We start from the raw sequence: 16,547 nt of genomic DNA on the forward strand, positions 1-16,547 counted from the left end.
ATCCTTGCAGCCAGCGCGGCACGTGTTGCCGCTACGACATGGCCCGGTGCAGCAGCCTGCTGCCCGGTCGTTGCCCGCCGTGACGGGCCGCCCCATTCGATGTTCGAGGTTACCGATGGACTCAACGCTGACTTTCAACCGCGCGCTGGTGGAGAAATATGACCGCCCCGGGCCGCGCTACACCTCCTACCCGACAGCGCCGCAGTTCCACCAGGCCTTCGCCGAGGATGACTACAAGCGTGCCGCCGCCCTGAGCAACCAGGCGCCGGCCAAGCCGTTGTCGATCTATATCCATATCCCGTTCTGCAAGAGCCTCTGCTACTACTGCGCCTGCAACAAGATCATCACCCAGAAGACCCACCGCGCGGTCGAGTACCTCGACTACCTGAAGCGCGAGATTGCCCTGCAGGCTGCGCTGTTCGACAGGTCGCGCAAGCTGACCCAGCTGCACCTGGGTGGCGGCACGCCGACCTACCTGACCAGCGAGCAGCTCAGCGAGCTGATGAGCTGCCTGCGCGAGCACTTCAACCTCGATGAGAGCGACAACCACGAGTTTTCCATCGAGGTCGACCCACGCACCATCGATACCGCGCGTATCGCCGAACTGCGTACGCAGGGCTTCAACCGGCTGAGCTTCGGCGTGCAGGATTTCGACGAGAAGGTGCAGGCGGCGGTCAATCGCCTGCAGAGCGAGCAGCAGGTCTACGACCTGGTTGCTGCTGCCCGCGCGGCGAAGTTCAAGTCGGTGTCGGTCGACCTGATCTACGGCCTGCCGCTGCAGACCGTGGCGAGCTTCGACACCACCCTGAGCAAGATCATCGCCCTGCGCCCGGACCGCATCGCCGCCTACAGCTATGCGCACCTGCCTGAGCTGGTGCGTGCGCAGCGGCTGATCCGCCGCGAGGACATGCCGCCGCCGGAGCGCAAGCTGGAACTGCTCGAACTGACCATCGCCCGGCTCACCGCCGCCGGCTATGTGTACATCGGCATGGACCACTTCGCCCTGCCCGACGATGAGCTGGTCATCGCCCGTGAAAAAGGCACCCTGCAGCGCAACTTCCAGGGTTACTCGACCCATGCGCAGTGCGACCTGATCGGCCTCGGCGTGTCGTCGATCGGCATGGTCGCCGACAGCTACAGCCAGAGCGTCAAGGAGCTTTCGCAGTACTACGCGCGCATCGACCAGGGCTTGCTGCCGGTGCACCGCGGCTACCGTCTGAATGACGATGACCGGCTGCGCCGCGAAGTGATCGTCGACCTGATGTGCCACGGGCGTATCGACTTCGCCAAGATCGAGGCCAACCACGCCATCGTCTTCCGCGAGTACTTCGCCGAGTCGCTGGAAAAACTCGCCGAGCCGGTAGCCGACGGTCTGGTGCAGATCACCGACACGGCAGTCATCCTGCTGCCGCAGGGCCAGTTGATGATGCGCAACGTGGCGATGGCCTTCGACGCCTACCTGGGCGGCGAGCAGAAGGGCCGCTTCTCGCGCACCGTGTAAAAAACAAGGCCCCCGCCGCTGTCGCGACGGGGGCCTGGGGCGCCACTCAGTGCGAGGTGCCTTCGGCGTACTCGATCTTGTTGCCGACGTTGTACTTGCCCGACGGTTTGTTCATGGGGATGCGCTTGACCTCCTTGAGGGTCTGCGCGTCGATGACGATCAGCGCGCCATCGGTATCCCATACGCTGAGCAGCAGGTGCTTGCCATCGCGGGTGAACTCGACGTGCGCGGCGTTCTTGCCGGGCATGGGGCGCAGGGTATGGGCGATCTCCAGCTTCTGCTTGTCGATCACGTGCACTGCTTCCTGGTTGGGGCCGAAGAACACATCGGTCCATGCATAGGGCGAGTTGGCGTGGCTGCGCATGAAGAAGCCCGGCCCTTCGGTGGGGATCTCCTTGATCAGCTTCCAGGTCTGCAGGTCGATCACCGAGATCAGCCCCTTGCTGACGTTGGGCGTGGCGAACACCCAGCGCCCATCGACCTTCCAGTAGATTCCCGAACCCAGGTGCGGCATGCCCGGCAGCTCGATGTCGGCGACCGGCTTGCCGGCGTCGAGGTCGATCACCTGCCCGCCATGCGCCTTGCGCGAGGTGGCCAGCAGGTGGCGGTAGTCCGGGGTGAAGGAGAAGTCATCGAGGAAGTCGCGGGCGACGATGCGCCGCGGCTGGAAGTCCGGCTCGCCGGCGTAGGACAGCTCCCAGACTTCCTGCACATCCTTCAGGGCGACCACGAAGCTGTCGCGCGGCGGTGCGGTATACACCGCGCTGACCCTCGACGGTGTGCCGTCCTGGCCGCGTGCATCAATGATCTTGACCAGTGACAGGTCGCGCGCATCGAGCAGCACCAGGTTGCCGGGCAGGTAGTTGCCAACCAGCACCCAGCGCCCGTCGTTGCTCACCGCGAGGTTGCGGGTGTTCAGCCCGGCGCGGGTTTCCGCGACCATGGTCAGGTTGTGCAGGTCATACACGCTGACCCAGCCATCGCGCGAGGCGAAGTAGACGAAGCGGCCATCGGGGGAAAACTTCGGCCCGCCGTGCAGGGCAAAGTGCGAGGGGAAACGCGCCAGTTCCTCGAAACGGTCGCCATCGAGGATGCGCACATGATGGTTGCCGGCCTCGACCACGACGAACAGGTTGAGCGGGTCGGCGCCGTGTTGCGGGGTGTCCTTGAGGGTCTGCGGGTCGACCAGCAGGCGCTGACTGGCGCGGATATCCGCCGCTTGCCAGGTCGGTGGCTGGGCGGCCGGCTGGTACAGGTAGTCGACCAGCCCGGCGATCTGTGCTTCGTCGAGCAGCGCGCCATAGGCGGCCATCTGGCTGGCCGGGCGGCCGTCGCGGATTACCTGGTGGGCCTCGGCTGGCTTCAGCCGGCTGAGGCTTTCCGGCAGGAGCGCTGGCCCGGCGCCACCCAGTCGCTCCAGGCCATGGCAGCCCTGGCAGTGTTGCTGGTACAGCGCGGCGCTGTCGGCCGTGGCCGGCGCATTGGCGGCCTGCAGGCTGCTGGCCACCAGCAGCAGGGCGAAGGGAATCAGGCGCATGGGGCCTCCTTGGATAATGAGTTACTTGCAGCAGACCAGTGCCGGACTGTCGGCGCTCTGCTCGGCGGCCCGCTGCGCCAGGTAGCGCGCCGGAAATTGCAGGTCCTGCCCGGCAAACAGCCCGACCACCTGGCCGATCACGGTCAGCGTCGGCGTGGCCAACTGGTTGGCCTGGGCCAGTTCGGCCAGGCCCCCGAGGTGCCCGCGCACCACCTGCTGGTCGGCGCGTGCGCCCTTGCCGATCAGTGCGGCGGGGGTGTCGGCGGGCAGCCCGGCGGCGATCAGTTGCCGGGAAATCACCCCCAGGCTGGCCAGGCCCATGTAGAACACCAGGGTTTTGCCCGGGTCGGCCAGGCTGCTCCAGGGCAGTTGCAGTTCGCCATCCTGCTGCAGATGGCCGGTGATGAACTGGCAGGAGTGGGCCAGGTCACGGTGGGTCAGCGGGATGCCGGCATAGGCGGTGCAGCCGGCGGCGGCGGTGATGCCGGGGACTACCTGGCAGTCGATGCCGTGGGCGAGGAGGAACTCCAGTTCCTCGGCACCGCGGCCGAAGATGAACGGGTCGCCGCCTTTCAGACGCACCACACGTAGGCCCTGGCGAGCCAGGTCGACGAGCAACTGGTTGGTCTGTTCCTGCGGCAGGCTGTGATAGCCGCTGGCCTTGCCGACGTAGTGGCGGGTCAGCTGCTCGGGCAGCAGGGCCATCAGCTCGCTGCTCACCAGGCGGTCGTAGACCACCGTGTCGGCCTGTTGCAGCAGGCTCCAGGCACGCAGGGTGAGCAGGCTGGGGTCGCCGGGGCCGGCACCGACCAGGGCGACTTCACCGGGCTGCAGGCTGGCCTGCAGGGCGGCGGGCAGATGAATTGAACGGTCCATGCGAGCTCCTCGCTTCTCATCGGTGGCTGGCCCGTCTGTGGCAGGCCTGGCTGTTCGGGTGGGCCGGGGTGTTCAGGACACCGCACGGCAGGGAATCTGGGTGGCCGTGGGCAGGCCGATTTCCGCATCGCTGAGGTAGCAACCGGGGTCTTCCGCCCACAGGTCGCCGGCCGCCCAGGCGCGGGTCCGCGTGTTGCCGTTGCAGATCGCCAGCCAGCGGCATTCGCCACAACGGCCACCGACGGCGCGGGGGTGCTGGCGCAGTTGCTGGAGCAGGGGCTGCGGGTTATCCAGCCAGATGTCGCGGAAGCGCTGGCGGCGCACGTTGCCGACCGTGTGTTGCCACCAGTAGGTGTCCGGGTGGACATCGCCAATGTTGTCGATGTTGGCAATCCCGGCCCCCGAGGCATTGCCGCCCCAGGCGCGCAGCATGTCTTCCAGCGCGGCGACCTGCGCGGCAGTGAGGCGCTCGGCGGCCCACTGCAGGAGGAGGATGGCGTCGGCATCGTTGTTGCCGCTGACGAAGTCCGTGTCACGGCCGGCCTCGACGTCCTGCCAGGCACGCTCGAAGATCTGCCACATGGCGTCGCGGGTCATCTGCGCGTGCGCGTCGGCGCCGCGGCTGCGTTTGCCACGGCCGCTGTAGTTGAGGTGCGAGAGGTAGAACTTCTGCACGTCATGCGCGCGCATCAGTTCCAGCAGTGCCGGCAGTTGCGGGTAGTTGTGCTGGGTCAGGGTGGTACGCAGACCGACGCGGATGCCACGCGCGCGGCACAGGTCGATTGCATGCATCGACGCGGCGAAGCTGCCCTTGAGCTGGCGCCATTCGTCATGCACCGCTTCCAGGCCGTCGATGCTGATGCCGACATAGTCGAAGTCGGCGGCGGCAATGCGTTCGATGTTCTGTTCGTCGATCAGCGTGCCGTTGGTCGACAGGGCCACGTAGAAACCCTTGTCGCGGGCGTAGTCGGCCAGCTGGAAGATGTCGTCGCGCAGCAGGGGCTCGCCACCGGAGAGGATCAGCACACGAACCCCGGCCTCGTGCAGCTGGTCGATGACCCCCAGCGCCTCGGTGGTGTCCAGTTCGTTGCGAAACTCGCTGTCGGCCGAGGTGGCGTAGCAGTGCTTGCAGGTCAGGTTGCAGCGGCGCAACAGGTTCCAGATCACCACCGGCGCGCGTGTGCTGCCGGGCTTGGCCACGCGCGGGGCGGGGCTGTGGCCGGCAACGGCGCGGAGGTATTGGCTGATTCTCAACATGGCGCGCTCCTTCAGGGCAGTCGGCCAGCAACAGGGGTTGTTGGCGTTCAGGATTGCCCAGGGGCGGCAGGCGCTCCTTGACCAAAAACAACTTAAACGGTGGGTGTATCTCCCGCTGTGCGGCTGGCTACGCGCAACCCGGTTTTCTTGAGGATGCGGCTGCTCACCAGCATGTCGTCGGCACGGCAGGCGTTGCCGAGCAGCTCACGGATGCGCTGGCGGTAGTCGTCGATTTCCTCGGCCGTGCGGCCATGCACCATGGCGAACAGGTTGTAGTGCCAGTCTTCGCGGCGCGGTCGGCGGTAGCAGTGGCTGACGAAGGGCTGGCTGCCGACCAGCGGGCCGAGGCGGGCCATTTCCTCGTCGCTGACGTCCCATACGGTCATGCCGTTGTGCCGATAGCCCAGCCGGTAGTGGTTGGGCACCGCGGCAATGCGCCGGATGGCGCCTTCGCCCTGCAGGCGCTGGAGCAGCGCCAGGCAGTCATCGAGGGACAACTGGAGGCGTTCGGCGAGCCAGGCCCAGGGGTCGTCGACCAGCGGCAGGCCGGCTTCGCTGAGTGCCAGCAGTTGCTGGCGCAGCGCCTGTTCAGAGGGGGAAATGCAGGCCGACATGATAGGTCTCCTCCTTGGGCAGGTTGAGTACCGGCAGGCCGGTCAGGGCTTCGATGCGCGCCACGCACGCGTCGATGCCTTGCGGGGTGGTGCAGGCCAGCACGAACCACATGTTCCAGGCGTGTTCGCGGCGGTAGTTGTGTGCCACTTCGGGCAGGGCGGCGAGCTGCTCGGCGACGGCGTCGAAGCGCGCTTCCGGCACCGAGAGGGCGGCCAGGGTGAAGGCACCGCCGAAATGCTCGATGTCGAACATCGGCCCGAAGCGGGTTAGCGTGCCGTCATCGAGCAGCTCCTGCACACGCTGGCGCAGTTGTTGCGGGCTGCTCTGCAGTTCCTCGGCCAGCACCCGCCAGGGGTTGGCAAGCAGCGGCAGGCCGTGTTGCAGGCGGTTGATCAGGCGGCGGTCGAAGTCATCCACAGGCACGCTCCGGCTGTTGCGGGGCATAGCGGCCGCCGCATTGCTTGTAGGCCTTGCTGCTGAACAGCAGGCGGTGCGGGTAGTCCTGCAGGCCGTGCGCGGCGAGAATCGCGGCGATACGCGCCTCGACCTGGGTGCGCTCGCGGCCATGCACCATGCAGAACAGGTTGTACGGCCAGTGCGGCAGACGCCGCGGCCGCTGGTAGCAGAGGTTGATGCCGGCCGTCTGCCCGAGCTGTTCGCCGACCCGTTCGACAAGCGCGTCGGGAATGTCCAGCACCAGCATGGCGTTGGCGCGGAAGCCCAGGGCGCGGTGCTTGAGGACCAGGCCGAAGCGGCGGAACAGGCCCTGTGCCTGCCAGTCCTGCACCTGCTCCAGCACCTGTTGCTGGGTGGCGCCGATAAGCTCGCCGAGCACGGCAAAGGGCTGGCTGTGCAACGGCAGGCCGACTTCCAGGAGGCTGCGCAGGTGCAGTTGCTGGGCTGTGTCGAGGGTTGGGCTCATGGGGCGTCTCCTAGGGGGAAACCCAGGTCGATGCGGTAGGCGCGCTGCATCGGCAGGTCCAGAGGGGCCAGGCCGGTTTCGGCGGCGATCTGTGCCAGCACCTGGTCGATCTGCGCGCGGTGCGGCGCGGTAAGGACGAACCACAGGTTGTAGCGATGCTCGCGCAGGTAGTTGTGGTTGACCTCGGGGTGTTGGTTGACCTGCGCTGCCACCTGCTCCAGACGTTCCTCGGGAACGGCCAGGGCCACCAGGGTGCTGGCCCCGGCGCGGCTGTGTTCAAACACCGGGCCGACCCGCGACAGCGCATCGGCCTGTTGCAGCAGGGCCAGCGCGTCGAGTACCGCCGCTTCGCTGCAGTCCAGTTCACGGGCCATCGCCGCGTAGGGCTCGGCGCAGAGTGGCAGGCCGTGCTGGAAACGGTCGATCAGGCGGCGGCTGAGGTCGTCGAGGTGCATGTCAGAGCCCCGTCTTGTGCGCGCGGCTGGTGAAGAAGATGCCGCTCGGGCTGTCGGCGGGCAGGCGCTTGATCAGCTCCAGGCGATAGGGGTCCCAGACCTGGATTTCGTTGGCATCGCGCACCGACAGCCAGAGCTGCTCGCCGCGCGGGGTGAATTCCATGTGCAGCACGCCGGGGCCGGGTTCCAGGTCGGCGAGGATTTCGTAGGTCTCGCTGTCCAGCACCTGCACGCGATGGTTGTCCGGGTAGGCGAAGTTGACCCAGATTTGCCGGGCGTCCGGGCGGGCCATGACGAATACCGGCTGGCCGGCAACCTCGATGGCGTGTTGCTGCTGCCAGCGCTCGGTGTCCATGACCAGTACGCGGTGCTGACCGATGGCCGGCACGAAGGCCTTGTTGCCGGCGATGGCCCAGCCTTCCAGGTGCGGCATCTTGTACACCGGCAGGGCCTGCTGGCCACGCCCGTAGCCATCGAGGATGCGCTGTACGCCGCGCTCGGGGTACCACAGGTCGAGCAGGGCCATGCCGTCCTCGCCGAACAGGCCGGCGATGTAGTAGCGGCCCTCCGGGGTCAGCAGGTCGTCATAGGGCTGCTTGCCGATCTGCTCGAAACGGGTGATCTGCGGGGTATCACCCTGGCTGAAGTCGGCGATCCAGATTTCCGCGGTATCGAACAGGGCGAACAGGAAGCGCTGGCCGGGAGCGTCGATCACCCCGACCACGCGCGAGTTGCGGCTGCCATCGGGCAGCGCGGTGCTGGGGATGTCGGCAACCAGCTCCAGGCTCTGCGCATCGAAGACCTTGACGCCGCCCGGTTCGTAGTTGCCCACGGCGATCAGCCGGCCGTCCTGGCTGATGGCGCCGCCAATGCTGTTGCCGCCCTGGATCACCCGCTTGTCGATGCGCTGCTCGAGCAGGTCGATCTTGGTCAGTCCGCCGTCGCGGCCGAACACGTAGGCGTAGCGTTCGTCGCGGGAAAACACTACCGAGGCATGCGACAGGTCGCCGAGGCCTTCGATGCGCGCCAGGCTGCTTTGCCCGGTGCTTTCGATCAGCTGCACGCTGCCGCTGGCGCGTTCGATGACCAGGCCGAGGTCGCCGGTGGCGCGGGGCGCGGGGCCGGGCTGGCTGATGCAGGCACTGAGCAGCAGGCTGCCGGCTGCCAGGGCCAGCAGGCGGGTCAACAGGGGACGCTTCATGGCTTGGGATATCCTTGCAGCAGGGTGTCGACCAGCCAGGCGATCTCCTGCTCGTTGAGCAGGGCGCTCCAGGCGGGCATGGCGGTGCCGGGCCGCCCGTGGGTCACGGTGGCAATCAGGCTGTCACGGGGTTTGTGGCCGATGGCGTCGAGGGTCAGCGCCGGGCCGAGGCCGCCGGTCATGCGCAGGCCATGGCATGAGCCACAGTCCTGGACCAGCAGGTGTTCCAGCCGGGCCTGTTGCGCCGTCGACAGCGCCTCGGCCTGGCTGGAGGGAACCAGCAGGAGCGACGCCGTAACCAGGCCCAGGGCGCGAACTGCGTTGCGTAGGGCGTGCATGGCGTGCTCCTTATGGCTTATTTCAGGCTAAGCACCCACTCGGCCAGAGTGAGCGCTTCTTCTTCGGTAACCGGGTTTGGCGGCATCGGGATCGGACCCCAGACACCCGAGATACCATTCTTGATGTGACCGGCGAGCAGCGCGGCAGCGCCTTCCTGACCGGCGTACTTGGCGGCGACGTCCTTCAGGGCCGGGCCGACCATTTTCATGTCGACGTTGTGGCAGGCCGCGCACGGCTTGCTCTTGAACAGTGCTTCGCCATCAGCGGCCATGGCCGGCTGGAAGGCCAGGGCGGCACCGGCGGCAAACAGCGGAATCAGCAGTTTTTTCATGAACGGTTTCCTCAAGGCTTATGGGCACAAGGCGTGGCCGCGTGCCGGTTTGTTCGGCACAGGCTGTACCGGGTGTGTGCACAAGGCAGCACGGTAGTGGCTCGACACGGCTTCCCTGATCAGTCGACAGAGCATCCTGCTCGAAATTTGATCATATCCGCCTAGCGGTCAGTGTCACCAGCACCACGATGTTGCCGTACAACATGGCTACAGGATGCCGGCGGGTAGGCGGGGAGTCCTTGACTCCAGTCAAGCCGCTGGCATCTGCCCGGCCGGCCATGGCCGCAGGGCCGAGGAAAACCAGGCCGACCGGGTAGGTCGGCCTGGGCGCTGCGGGGCCGCTTGTCGAGGCCCGACAACGCCACGCTTTACTGCTTGCTGGCCGTGATGTCGGCCTCGGCGTCGATACCCAGCTTGTAGCCGAGCGAGACGTGGTGATAACGCCCGGTGGCGCTGTCATCGTGGATGGCGAAGCCGAAGTTGTAGACCTTGCCGGAGGCCAGGCTCACGTCACCTTCACCGCCAGTGAACTTGCGGGTGAATACCACGCTCCAGGTGTCGCCATTCTGGCTGCCTTCCGCGCCGACCAGGGCGGTGCCGCCTTCCATGACCCGTGCCTCGGCGATATGCCCGTCGTAGGCCTTGTTCTCGCCGCTGCGCCACTGGTTGAGGTCGTAGTACACGCCGTTGGCCAGCGAGCCATCCTTGACGTACTTGGTCTTCTGTTCGTCGCCGCCGGGCATGGTGCGTACACCGCCGTGGCAGCTGCCCCAGCAGCCGCCCTGTTCGGCCAGCTCAACCTTGCCGCCGTCTTCCAGCAGGTAGGCGATCTTCACCGGGTTGTCGGCATCCATGGGCGCTGCCCCGGAGGCTTTCGGCTGTTGCCAGGTGAAGCGCAGGTAGAGCTGCTCGCCGTCATGCGCGGCCTGCACCTTGGCATTGATGAAGCCGGCCTTGCCGGCGATCGGGCTGGGCTCGTTCTTCTCGCCGCTGACGATCAGGTTGCCGACATCGGCGGCTTCCTCGGAGTGGCAGTCGGCGCAGGTCTCGCCTTTTCTCAGGGCGCGTGCGCCGCCGTGCTCGGTGCCCTTGGTGATCCATTCCATCGCCGAGGTGCCGGGATAGAACAGGGTGATTTCCTTGGCCTGGATGCCACTCCAGTCGGCCGGTGCAGCGGCCAGGGCGGTGCCGGCGGCCAGGCTCAGGGCGGCGCTAACCGCGGTAGCCATCAGGGTCTTGTGCATAGCGTGTTCCTCATTCGGTACGTTGGGCCAATCCACATGTGCGGCGACGCTTATTCTTCGTCTTCGTCGGTCATGCCTTCGGGCTTGTGGTGGGCAATACCCTTGTGGCAATCGATGCAGGTCAGGTTGTCTTCGCGGGCCATTTCATGCTGCTTGCGCGCGCGCTGCTTCTGCTTTTCGCTGGCCATGCTTTCCAGGCTGTGGCAGTTGCGGCACTCACGCGAGTCGTTGGCCTTCATGCGCTTCCACTCGCGGCGAGCCAGCTCCAGGCGCTTGGCTTCGAACTTCTCGCGGGTGTCGATGGTGCCAACCAGCTTGCCCCAGACTTCCTTGGAGGCTTCGATCTTGCGGATCATCTTGTACGTCCACTCTTTGGGGACGTGGCAATCGGAACAGACCGCACGGACGCCGGTGCGGTTTGTGTAGTGAATGGTTTCCTTGTATTCCGGGTAGACGTTGTCACGCATCTCGTGACAGGAAATGCAGAACTGCTCGGTGTTGGTCATCTCCATGGCTGTGTTGAAACCGCCCCAGAAGATGATCCCGCTGACGAAGCCAACCAGCAGCAGTACGCCCAGCGAGTAGCGAACGCTCGGCTGCTTGAGTTTGCCCCACAGGCTGTCTTTGCCTTTGAAAAGTTTCATGGTGATGTCCTTAACCATCCCACGCACAGGGCGTGGGATGGTCTTTCAGGCGCCAGTGGACTGGTTAGTACACGTCGTGCATGGTGTTGAACACGTTGAACTTGCCAGTCGGCGTGACGATGGCCGGATCGGTGATCACCTTCTTCAGCTTCAGGGTCTTGTCATCGTAGATCACGATGGCCGACTGGTCGGTCTTGCCGCCCCACAGGGAGATCCACACTTCGTCACCCGCCTCGTTGTACTCGGGGTGAGTGGCGCGACGGATCGCCTTGCTTTCCGGCAGGCCGGAGTCCTTGGCCACGTCCAGGCGCTTGGGTGCCTTGCTCAGGTCGTTGAGGTCATAGACGTAGACCGATTCGGCGACTTCCCGCTCAGGGTTCATCGGCGCGTCAGCCCAGAGGTTCTTCGACTTCGGATGGGTCTTCACGAACAGGTTGCCGGCGCCCGGCATCTTCAGTTCCTGCACCACCTTCCAGTTGTGATCCTTGTACTTGGCGAACTTCGGATCATCGGAAGCGGTGGAGATCAGCGAAACCACGTCATCACCCAGGTGACCGGTGGTCCATACCGGGCCGAACTGCGGGTGGATGAAGTTGGCGCCGCGACCCGGGTGCGGGATCTTCGCGGTGTCGACCAGCGCGGCCAGCTTGCCGGTCTTGGTGTCCACCGCCGCGACCTTGTTGGAGGCGTTGGCAGCAACCATGAAGTAGCGCTTGGAGATGTCCCAGCCGCCGTCGTGGAGGAACTTGGCCGACTCGATGGTGGTGGTCTTGAGGTTCTTCAGGTCGGTGTAGTCAACCAGGATGATCTGCCCGGTTTCCTTCACGTTGACCACCCACTCCGGCTTGATGTGCGAGGCGACGATGGACGCCACGCGCGGCTCGGGGTGGTATTCGCCGTCGACCGTCTGGCCACGGGTGGAAACGACCTTGATCGGCTCCAGGGTTTCGCCGTCCATGATCGAGTACTGCGGCGGCCAGTAGGTACCACCGATCAGGTACTTGTCTTCGTAGCCCTTGAACTTGGAGGTGTCTACCGAGCGGGCGTCGGAACCGAGGCGTACGGTGGCCACGGTGGTCGGCTCTTCGTACCACATGTCGATGATGGTGGTCAGGCCGTCGCGGCCCACGGTGTAGACGTAGCGGCCGGAAGCCGACAGGCGCGAGATGTGTACCGCGTAGCCGGTGTCGAGGATCTTCCAGATCTTGTGCGTATCGCCGTCGACCAGGGCCAGCTTGCCGGCGTCACGCAGGGTGATGGCGAAGACGTTCTTCAGGTTGATCTTGTTCAGCTGCTTCTTCGGACGCTGGTCAACCGGAACGATGAGTTTCCAGCTGTCCTTCATGTCCTGCAGGGAGAACTCCGGCGGCACATCCGGGGTGTTCTGGATGTAGCGCGCCATCATGTTGATTTCTTCCTTGGTGAGGATGTCGTCATAGTTGACCATCCCGCCCTCGGTGCCATAGGCAATGATGTTTTCCAGGCGCTTGGTGCCCAGCTTGAGGGTGCCGCCCTCGGTCTTCTTGCCGTCGGCGTCGGTCTTGCTCCAGTGCGGCTCAAGGTTCTTGCCGGTGGCGCCTTTACGCAGCACGCCGTGGCAACCGGCGCAACGTTCGAAATAAATCTGCTTGGCGGCTTCCTTCTCGGCATCGGTCATCGCCGGCGCGGTGTTCGCCTGGGCAATGGACAGGCCGAGCAGGGAAAAGCCGGCGACAACGCCAGCCAAGATGGGTTTTCCTGCAATGCTCATGGTCTTTCTCCTGTGGAGCCGTAGGCGACTCCGGCTAAGTGACGGCTTTCTTGCTGTTTCCCGGGTAAATGCTTGGTGCGCGTTGCCATCCTATTCAGCGCCGCGTAAATGCTCGCTTGATTGCAATCAAGAGAATCTGCTATGGGCCTTGAGCGTGACGCCTTGTCGCAGCTACCGTGCAGCCGTCTTTCAGCTATTGCGAGGTGCCCCCAGTGAGCACTGCAACGCCGTTCTATCAGTCCCTGGGTAACGAAGAAGCCCTGTTCGAGCAGGCCTGGAAACATGGCATGCCGGTCCTCATCAAGGGGCCTACCGGCTGCGGCAAGACCCGTTTCGTGCAGTACATGGCGCACCGCCTGGGCCTGCCGCTGTACACCGTGGCCTGCCATGACGACCTGTCCGCCGCCGACCTGGTGGGGCGCCACCTGATCGGCGCGCAGGGCACCTGGTGGCAGGATGGTCCGCTGACCCGCGCGGTGCGCGAAGGCGGCATCTGCTACCTCGACGAAGTGGTCGAGGCGCGCCAGGACACCGCCGTGGTCCTCCACCCGCTGGCCGATAACCGCCGCGAGCTGTTCCTCGAACGCACCGGGGAAACCCTGCAGGCGCCGCCCGGTTTCATGCTGGTGGTGTCCTATAACCCCGGTTACCAGAACCTGCTCAAGGGCATGAAGCCGAGTACCCGGCAGCGCTTTGTCGCCTTGCGTTTCGACTACCCGCCGGCGGCGGAGGAAGAGCGCATCGTCGCCAACGAGGCACAGGTGGATGCCGCGCTAGCGGCGCAGGTGGTCAAGCTCGGTCAGGCACTCCGCCGTCTGGAACAGCATGATCTGGAAGAAGTGGCTTCGACCCGCCTGCTGATCTTCGCCGCGCGCATGATCAAGGCCGGCATGGCACCGCGCGAGGCCTGCCTGGCCTGCCTGGCCGAACCGCTGTCGGATGATCCGCAGACCGTGGCGGCGCTGATGGACGTGGTCGATGTCCACTTCACCTGAGGCGCTGCAGGGTTCCGATCTGCAGCGTCCCGGCCTGTTCGCCAGCCTGCCTGGCGACCTGGCGATGTGGTTCTTCATCCTCGCCGAGCTGACGGTGTTCGGTATCTGCATCGTGGCCTTTGCGGTCACCCAGGCGCTGCGCCTGGAGTTGTTCCAGGCCAGCCGGGCGCTGCTGGATACCTCCACCGGCCTGGCCCTGACCCTCAGCCTGCTGACCTCCGGGTTGTTTGCCGCGCTGGCCGTGGAACAGGTGCGTGCCGCCCGTTCGCGGCAGGCGGCGGGCTGGCTGCTGGCCGCGCTGGGCAGCGCCTGCGTGTACGTGTGGCTGAAGCTGCAGGAGTACGCGCACCTGCTGCAGGCCGGGCTGGACATGGAGCACAACACCTTCTTCACCCTGTACTGGATTCTCACCGCCTTCCACTTCCTGCATGTGCTGCTGGGCATGCTGATCCTCGCCTTCATGGCCTGGCGCTGCTGGCGCCTGGCCTATGCGCCGCAGCAGTGCAGTGGCCTGGTGTCCGGGGTGCTGTACTGGCACATGGTCGACCTGGTGTGGGTGGTGCTGTTCCCGCTGGTCTACGTACTCAACTGAGGTAACGCATGGCTTCCTGGAAATACCTGCTGCTGTGCTGGCTGGGCCTGCTGCTGCTGTCCCTGCTCACCGTCGAGCTGGGCGCGGCCGGGGCCACGCCGTTGCTGGCCGGCGGGGTGCTACTGGTGGCGCTGGGCAAGGCCTGGCTGATCATCGACGGCTTCATGGAGATGCGCCACGCCAACTGGTTCTGGCGTGGCCTGATGCTCGGCTGGCCGCTCAGCCTGGGCCTGACCATCTGGCTCAGCATCGCCCTGCGCTGAGCCGGTGCGTGGCGCGCCAGCGCCTGTAGGACGGCTAATCCGAGTAATTCGATCAAGGACTTCTTGATTCCCATCAAGCGGATTGGCGACCCCCCCTCCCTACAATGGAATCGCACAGCCACTAGGAGGACAATCATGTCCGAGACCTTCACCAAGGGTATGGCCCGGAATATCTACTTCGGGGGAAGCGTGTTCTTCTTCCTGTTATTCCTGGCCTTGACCTATCACACCGAGCAGACCTTTCCAGAACGAACCAATGAATCGGAAATGAACGAATCAGTGGTTCGCGGCAAATTGGTCTGGGAACAAAACAACTGCGTGGGCTGCCACTCGCTGCTGGGTGAAGGTGCGTACTTCGCACCCGAGCTGGGCAACGTGTTCGTCCGTCGCGGCGGCGATGCGGCCTTCGTGCCCTTCCTGCACGCGTGGATGAAGGCGCAGCCGCTGGGCGTACCCGGTCGTCGGGCGATGCCGCAGTTCAACCTGAGCGAGCAGGAAGTGGACGATCTGGCCGAGTTCCTCAAGTGGACCTCGAAGATCGATACCAACAACTGGCCGCCGAACAAGGAGGGCTGAGAGATGACCGTCATGAATCCGCATCTCAAATTCCAATCGCAGGCCGTGGCCAAGCCCTACTTCGTGTTTGCCATGATGCTGTTTGTCGGGCAGGTACTGTTCGGCCTGATCATGGGTCTGCAATACGTGATCGGTGACTTCCTGTTCCCGCTCATTCCGTTCAACGTAGCGCGCATGGTGCATACCAACCTGCTGATCGTCTGGTTGCTGTTCGGCTTCATGGGCGCGGCCTACTACCTCATTCCCGAGGAAGCCGACCGCGAACTGCATAGCCCGAAACTGGCGCTGATCCTCTTCTGGGTGTTCGCCGGCGCTGGCGTGCTGACCATCCTTGGCTATCTGCTGGTGCCCTATGCCGGCCTGGCCAAGATGACTGGCAACGAGCTGCTGCCAACCATGGGCCGGGAGTTCCTTGAACAGCCGACCATTACCAAGATCGGTATTGTCGTGGTGGCCCTGGGCTTCCTCTACAACATCGGCATGACCCTGCTGAAAGGTCGCAAGACCACCGTCAGCGTGGTGATGATGACCGGTCTGATCGGCCTGGCGGTGTTCTTCCTGTTCTCCTTCTACAACCCGGAGAACCTGGCGCGCGACAAATACTACTGGTGGTGGGTCGTACACCTGTGGGTAGAAGGCGTGTGGGAACTGATCATGGGTTCGATGCTGGCCTTCGTGCTGATCAAGGTCACCGGCGTTGACCGCGAAGTGGTCGAGAAGTGGCTGTACGTCATCATCGCCATGGCGCTGATCACCGGCATCATCGGTACCGGTCACCACTACTTCTTCATCGGTGCGCCGCCCGTGTGGCTGTGGCTGGGTTCGATCTTCTCGGCCCTGGAACCGCTGCCGTTCTTCGCCATGGTGCTGTTCGCCTTCAACATGGTTAACCGTCGCCGTCGCGAACACCCGAACAAGGTGGCTTCGCTGTGGGCCATGGGCACCACGGTCACTGCCTTCCTCGGCGCGGGCGTGTGGGGCTTCATGCACACCCTGGCTCCGGTCAACTACTACACCCACGGTTCGCAGCTGACCGCCGCACACGGCCACCTGGCCTTCTACGGCGCCTACGCGATGATCGTCATGACCATGATCAGCTACGCCATGCCGCGCCTGCGTGGCCTGGGTGAAGCACCGGGTCCGAAGGCACAGCGCGTAGAGGTCTGGGGCTTCTGGCTGATGACCATCTCGATGGTGCTGATCACCCTGTTCCTGACGGCCGCTGGCGTGGTGCAGGTATGGCTGCAGCGTATCCCGGCTGACGGGGCGGCCATGTCCTTCATGAACACGGCTGACCAGCTGGCGCTGTTCTTCTGGCTGCGTCTGGTTGCCGGGGTGTTCTTCCTGGTAGGCCTGATCTGCTACCTGATGAGCTTCCGTCAGCGTCGTGAAGGTGGTGTAGTGGCCAGCGCCTGACCCCTTGGGTAGCTAGCCACGGATTACGGCCCG

Annotated in this window: 19 protein-coding genes; 6 read left to right on the forward strand and 13 right to left on the reverse strand. The window is 64.9% G+C overall.

Annotation, left to right across the window (positions count from 1 at the left end):
- Nucleotides 1-115: 115 nt before the first annotated feature.
- Nucleotides 116-1,501 (forward strand): oxygen-independent coproporphyrinogen III oxidase, encoded by a 1,386-nt coding sequence (gene hemN, locus CW360_RS12360; RefSeq protein ID WP_101193909.1) that lies wholly within the window; start codon nucleotides 116-118, stop codon nucleotides 1,499-1,501.
- 46 nt (nucleotides 1,502-1,547) lie between these two features.
- Here hemN and CW360_RS12365 read toward each other — a convergent pair whose 3' ends face one another.
- The 13 genes from CW360_RS12365 to CW360_RS12425 form a co-directional block, all read right to left on the reverse strand.
- Nucleotides 1,548-3,038 carry a nitrite reductase gene (locus tag CW360_RS12365; protein WP_101193910.1) on the reverse strand — a complete coding sequence of 497 codons (1,491 nt, stop codon included), beginning with the start codon at nucleotides 3,036-3,038 and terminating at the stop codon, nucleotides 1,548-1,550.
- A gap of 21 nt (nucleotides 3,039-3,059) precedes the next feature.
- A complete protein-coding gene (cobA, locus tag CW360_RS12370) occupies nucleotides 3,060-3,914 on the reverse strand; it encodes a uroporphyrinogen-III C-methyltransferase (protein ID WP_101193911.1) in 855 nt (284 codons plus the stop codon).
- Between the two features lie 72 nt (nucleotides 3,915-3,986).
- Complete coding sequence (nirJ, locus tag CW360_RS12375) at nucleotides 3,987-5,171, reverse strand: heme d1 biosynthesis radical SAM protein NirJ (protein ID WP_101193912.1); 1,185 nt, start codon at nucleotides 5,169-5,171, stop codon at nucleotides 3,987-3,989.
- 92 nt (nucleotides 5,172-5,263) lie between these two features.
- Entirely contained in the window at nucleotides 5,264-5,785 is a 522-nt protein-coding gene (ahbB, locus tag CW360_RS12380; RefSeq protein ID WP_093986094.1) for a siroheme decarboxylase subunit beta, read from the reverse strand.
- On the reverse strand, nucleotides 5,760-6,203 hold the full coding sequence (locus CW360_RS12385) for an Lrp/AsnC family transcriptional regulator (RefSeq protein WP_101193913.1): 444 nt from the start codon (nucleotides 6,201-6,203) through the stop codon (nucleotides 5,760-5,762). The genes ahbB (CW360_RS12380) and CW360_RS12385 overlap by 26 nt, the downstream gene beginning before the upstream one ends.
- A complete protein-coding gene (ahbB, locus tag CW360_RS12390) occupies nucleotides 6,196-6,708 on the reverse strand; it encodes a siroheme decarboxylase subunit beta (RefSeq protein ID WP_101193914.1) in 513 nt (170 codons plus the stop codon). The genes CW360_RS12385 and ahbB (CW360_RS12390) overlap by 8 nt, the downstream gene beginning before the upstream one ends.
- Nucleotides 6,705-7,163, reverse strand: a complete 459-nt coding sequence (locus tag CW360_RS12395; protein ID WP_101193915.1) for an Lrp/AsnC family transcriptional regulator — start codon at nucleotides 7,161-7,163, stop codon at nucleotides 6,705-6,707. Before CW360_RS12395 ends, ahbB (CW360_RS12390) begins: the two co-directional genes overlap by 4 nt.
- Nucleotide 7,164: 1 nt before the next feature.
- Nucleotides 7,165-8,364, reverse strand: coding sequence for a cytochrome D1 domain-containing protein (locus CW360_RS12400; RefSeq protein ID WP_093986098.1), 1,200 nt, complete (start codon nucleotides 8,362-8,364; stop codon nucleotides 7,165-7,167).
- Nucleotides 8,361-8,702 carry a c-type cytochrome gene (locus CW360_RS12405; protein WP_170307391.1) on the reverse strand — a complete coding sequence of 114 codons (342 nt, stop codon included), beginning with the start codon at nucleotides 8,700-8,702 and terminating at the stop codon, nucleotides 8,361-8,363. The genes CW360_RS12400 and CW360_RS12405 overlap by 4 nt, the downstream gene beginning before the upstream one ends.
- Before the next feature lie 17 nt (nucleotides 8,703-8,719).
- The gene (locus CW360_RS12410) at nucleotides 8,720-9,034 is read right to left on the reverse strand and encodes a c-type cytochrome (RefSeq protein WP_093986099.1); all 315 of its coding nucleotides are present in this window, start codon (nucleotides 9,032-9,034) and stop codon (nucleotides 8,720-8,722) included.
- 368 nt (nucleotides 9,035-9,402) lie between these two features.
- Nucleotides 9,403-10,278 (reverse strand): ethylbenzene dehydrogenase-related protein, encoded by an 876-nt coding sequence (locus CW360_RS12415; RefSeq protein WP_093986100.1) that lies wholly within the window; start codon nucleotides 10,276-10,278, stop codon nucleotides 9,403-9,405.
- Nucleotides 10,279-10,328: 50 nt separating this feature from the next.
- Nucleotides 10,329-10,922: a NapC/NirT family cytochrome c gene (locus CW360_RS12420; protein WP_093986101.1), complete on the reverse strand. Its 594-nt coding sequence runs from the start codon at nucleotides 10,920-10,922 to the stop codon at nucleotides 10,329-10,331.
- A 64-nt stretch (nucleotides 10,923-10,986) separates the two neighbouring features.
- Nucleotides 10,987-12,672 carry a nitrite reductase gene (locus tag CW360_RS12425; protein ID WP_101193916.1) on the reverse strand — a complete coding sequence of 562 codons (1,686 nt, stop codon included), beginning with the start codon at nucleotides 12,670-12,672 and terminating at the stop codon, nucleotides 10,987-10,989.
- A gap of 212 nt (nucleotides 12,673-12,884) precedes the next feature.
- Here CW360_RS12425 and CW360_RS12430 point away from each other — a divergent pair, with 212 nt between their 5' ends.
- The 5 genes from CW360_RS12430 to CW360_RS12450 all read left to right on the forward strand — a co-directional run bounded on the left by CW360_RS12430 (nucleotide 12,885) and on the right by CW360_RS12450 (nucleotide 16,514).
- On the forward strand, nucleotides 12,885-13,667 hold the full coding sequence (locus CW360_RS12430) for a CbbQ/NirQ/NorQ/GpvN family protein (RefSeq protein ID WP_165765318.1): 783 nt from the start codon (nucleotides 12,885-12,887) through the stop codon (nucleotides 13,665-13,667).
- A complete protein-coding gene (locus CW360_RS12435) occupies nucleotides 13,651-14,259 on the forward strand; it encodes a cytochrome c oxidase subunit 3 (RefSeq protein ID WP_093986103.1) in 609 nt (202 codons plus the stop codon). The genes CW360_RS12430 and CW360_RS12435 overlap by 17 nt, the downstream gene beginning before the upstream one ends.
- 8 nt (nucleotides 14,260-14,267) lie before the next feature.
- On the forward strand, nucleotides 14,268-14,522 hold the full coding sequence (locus CW360_RS12440; RefSeq protein WP_093986104.1) for a cytochrome C oxidase subunit IV family protein: 255 nt from the start codon (nucleotides 14,268-14,270) through the stop codon (nucleotides 14,520-14,522).
- A gap of 135 nt (nucleotides 14,523-14,657) precedes the next feature.
- Nucleotides 14,658-15,098 (forward strand): c-type cytochrome, encoded by a 441-nt coding sequence (locus CW360_RS12445; protein WP_093986105.1) that lies wholly within the window; start codon nucleotides 14,658-14,660, stop codon nucleotides 15,096-15,098.
- A gap of 3 nt (nucleotides 15,099-15,101) precedes the next feature.
- Entirely contained in the window at nucleotides 15,102-16,514 is a 1,413-nt protein-coding gene (locus CW360_RS12450; protein ID WP_093986106.1) for a cbb3-type cytochrome c oxidase subunit I, read from the forward strand.
- The last annotated feature ends 33 nt before the right edge of the window (nucleotides 16,515-16,547 follow it).

This window comes from Pseudomonas fluvialis (assembly GCF_002835605.1).
Taxonomy (GTDB): Bacteria; Pseudomonadota; Gammaproteobacteria; order Pseudomonadales; family Pseudomonadaceae; genus Aquipseudomonas; species Aquipseudomonas fluvialis.

Bases quoted from the DNA above. Each gene is read 5' to 3' on its own strand.
- hemN (WP_101193909.1), top strand. From the start codon at position 116: ATGGACTCAACGCTGACTTTCAACCGCGCGCTGGTGGAGAAATATGAC.
- CW360_RS12365 (WP_101193910.1), bottom strand. From the start codon at position 3,038: ATGCGCCTGATTCCCTTCGCCCTGCTGCTGGTGGCCAGCAGCCTGCAG.
- cobA (WP_101193911.1), bottom strand. From the start codon at position 3,914: ATGGACCGTTCAATTCATCTGCCCGCCGCCCTGCAGGCCAGCCTGCAG.
- nirJ (WP_101193912.1), bottom strand. From the start codon at position 5,171: ATGTTGAGAATCAGCCAATACCTCCGCGCCGTTGCCGGCCACAGCCCC.
- ahbB (WP_093986094.1), bottom strand. From the start codon at position 5,785: ATGTCGGCCTGCATTTCCCCCTCTGAACAGGCGCTGCGCCAGCAACTG.
- ahbB (WP_101193914.1), bottom strand. From the start codon at position 6,708: ATGAGCCCAACCCTCGACACAGCCCAGCAACTGCACCTGCGCAGCCTC.
- CW360_RS12395 (WP_101193915.1), bottom strand. From the start codon at position 7,163: ATGCACCTCGACGACCTCAGCCGCCGCCTGATCGACCGTTTCCAGCAC.
- CW360_RS12400 (WP_093986098.1), bottom strand. From the start codon at position 8,364: ATGAAGCGTCCCCTGTTGACCCGCCTGCTGGCCCTGGCAGCCGGCAGC.
- CW360_RS12405 (WP_170307391.1), bottom strand. From the start codon at position 8,702: ATGCACGCCCTACGCAACGCAGTTCGCGCCCTGGGCCTGGTTACGGCG.
- CW360_RS12410 (WP_093986099.1), bottom strand. From the start codon at position 9,034: ATGAAAAAACTGCTGATTCCGCTGTTTGCCGCCGGTGCCGCCCTGGCC.
- CW360_RS12415 (WP_093986100.1), bottom strand. From the start codon at position 10,278: ATGCACAAGACCCTGATGGCTACCGCGGTTAGCGCCGCCCTGAGCCTG.
- CW360_RS12420 (WP_093986101.1), bottom strand. From the start codon at position 10,922: ATGAAACTTTTCAAAGGCAAAGACAGCCTGTGGGGCAAACTCAAGCAG.
- CW360_RS12425 (WP_101193916.1), bottom strand. From the start codon at position 12,672: ATGAGCATTGCAGGAAAACCCATCTTGGCTGGCGTTGTCGCCGGCTTT.
- CW360_RS12435 (WP_093986103.1), top strand. From the start codon at position 13,651: ATGTCCACTTCACCTGAGGCGCTGCAGGGTTCCGATCTGCAGCGTCCC.
- CW360_RS12440 (WP_093986104.1), top strand. From the start codon at position 14,268: ATGGCTTCCTGGAAATACCTGCTGCTGTGCTGGCTGGGCCTGCTGCTG.
- CW360_RS12445 (WP_093986105.1), top strand. From the start codon at position 14,658: ATGTCCGAGACCTTCACCAAGGGTATGGCCCGGAATATCTACTTCGGG.
- CW360_RS12450 (WP_093986106.1), top strand. From the start codon at position 15,102: ATGACCGTCATGAATCCGCATCTCAAATTCCAATCGCAGGCCGTGGCC.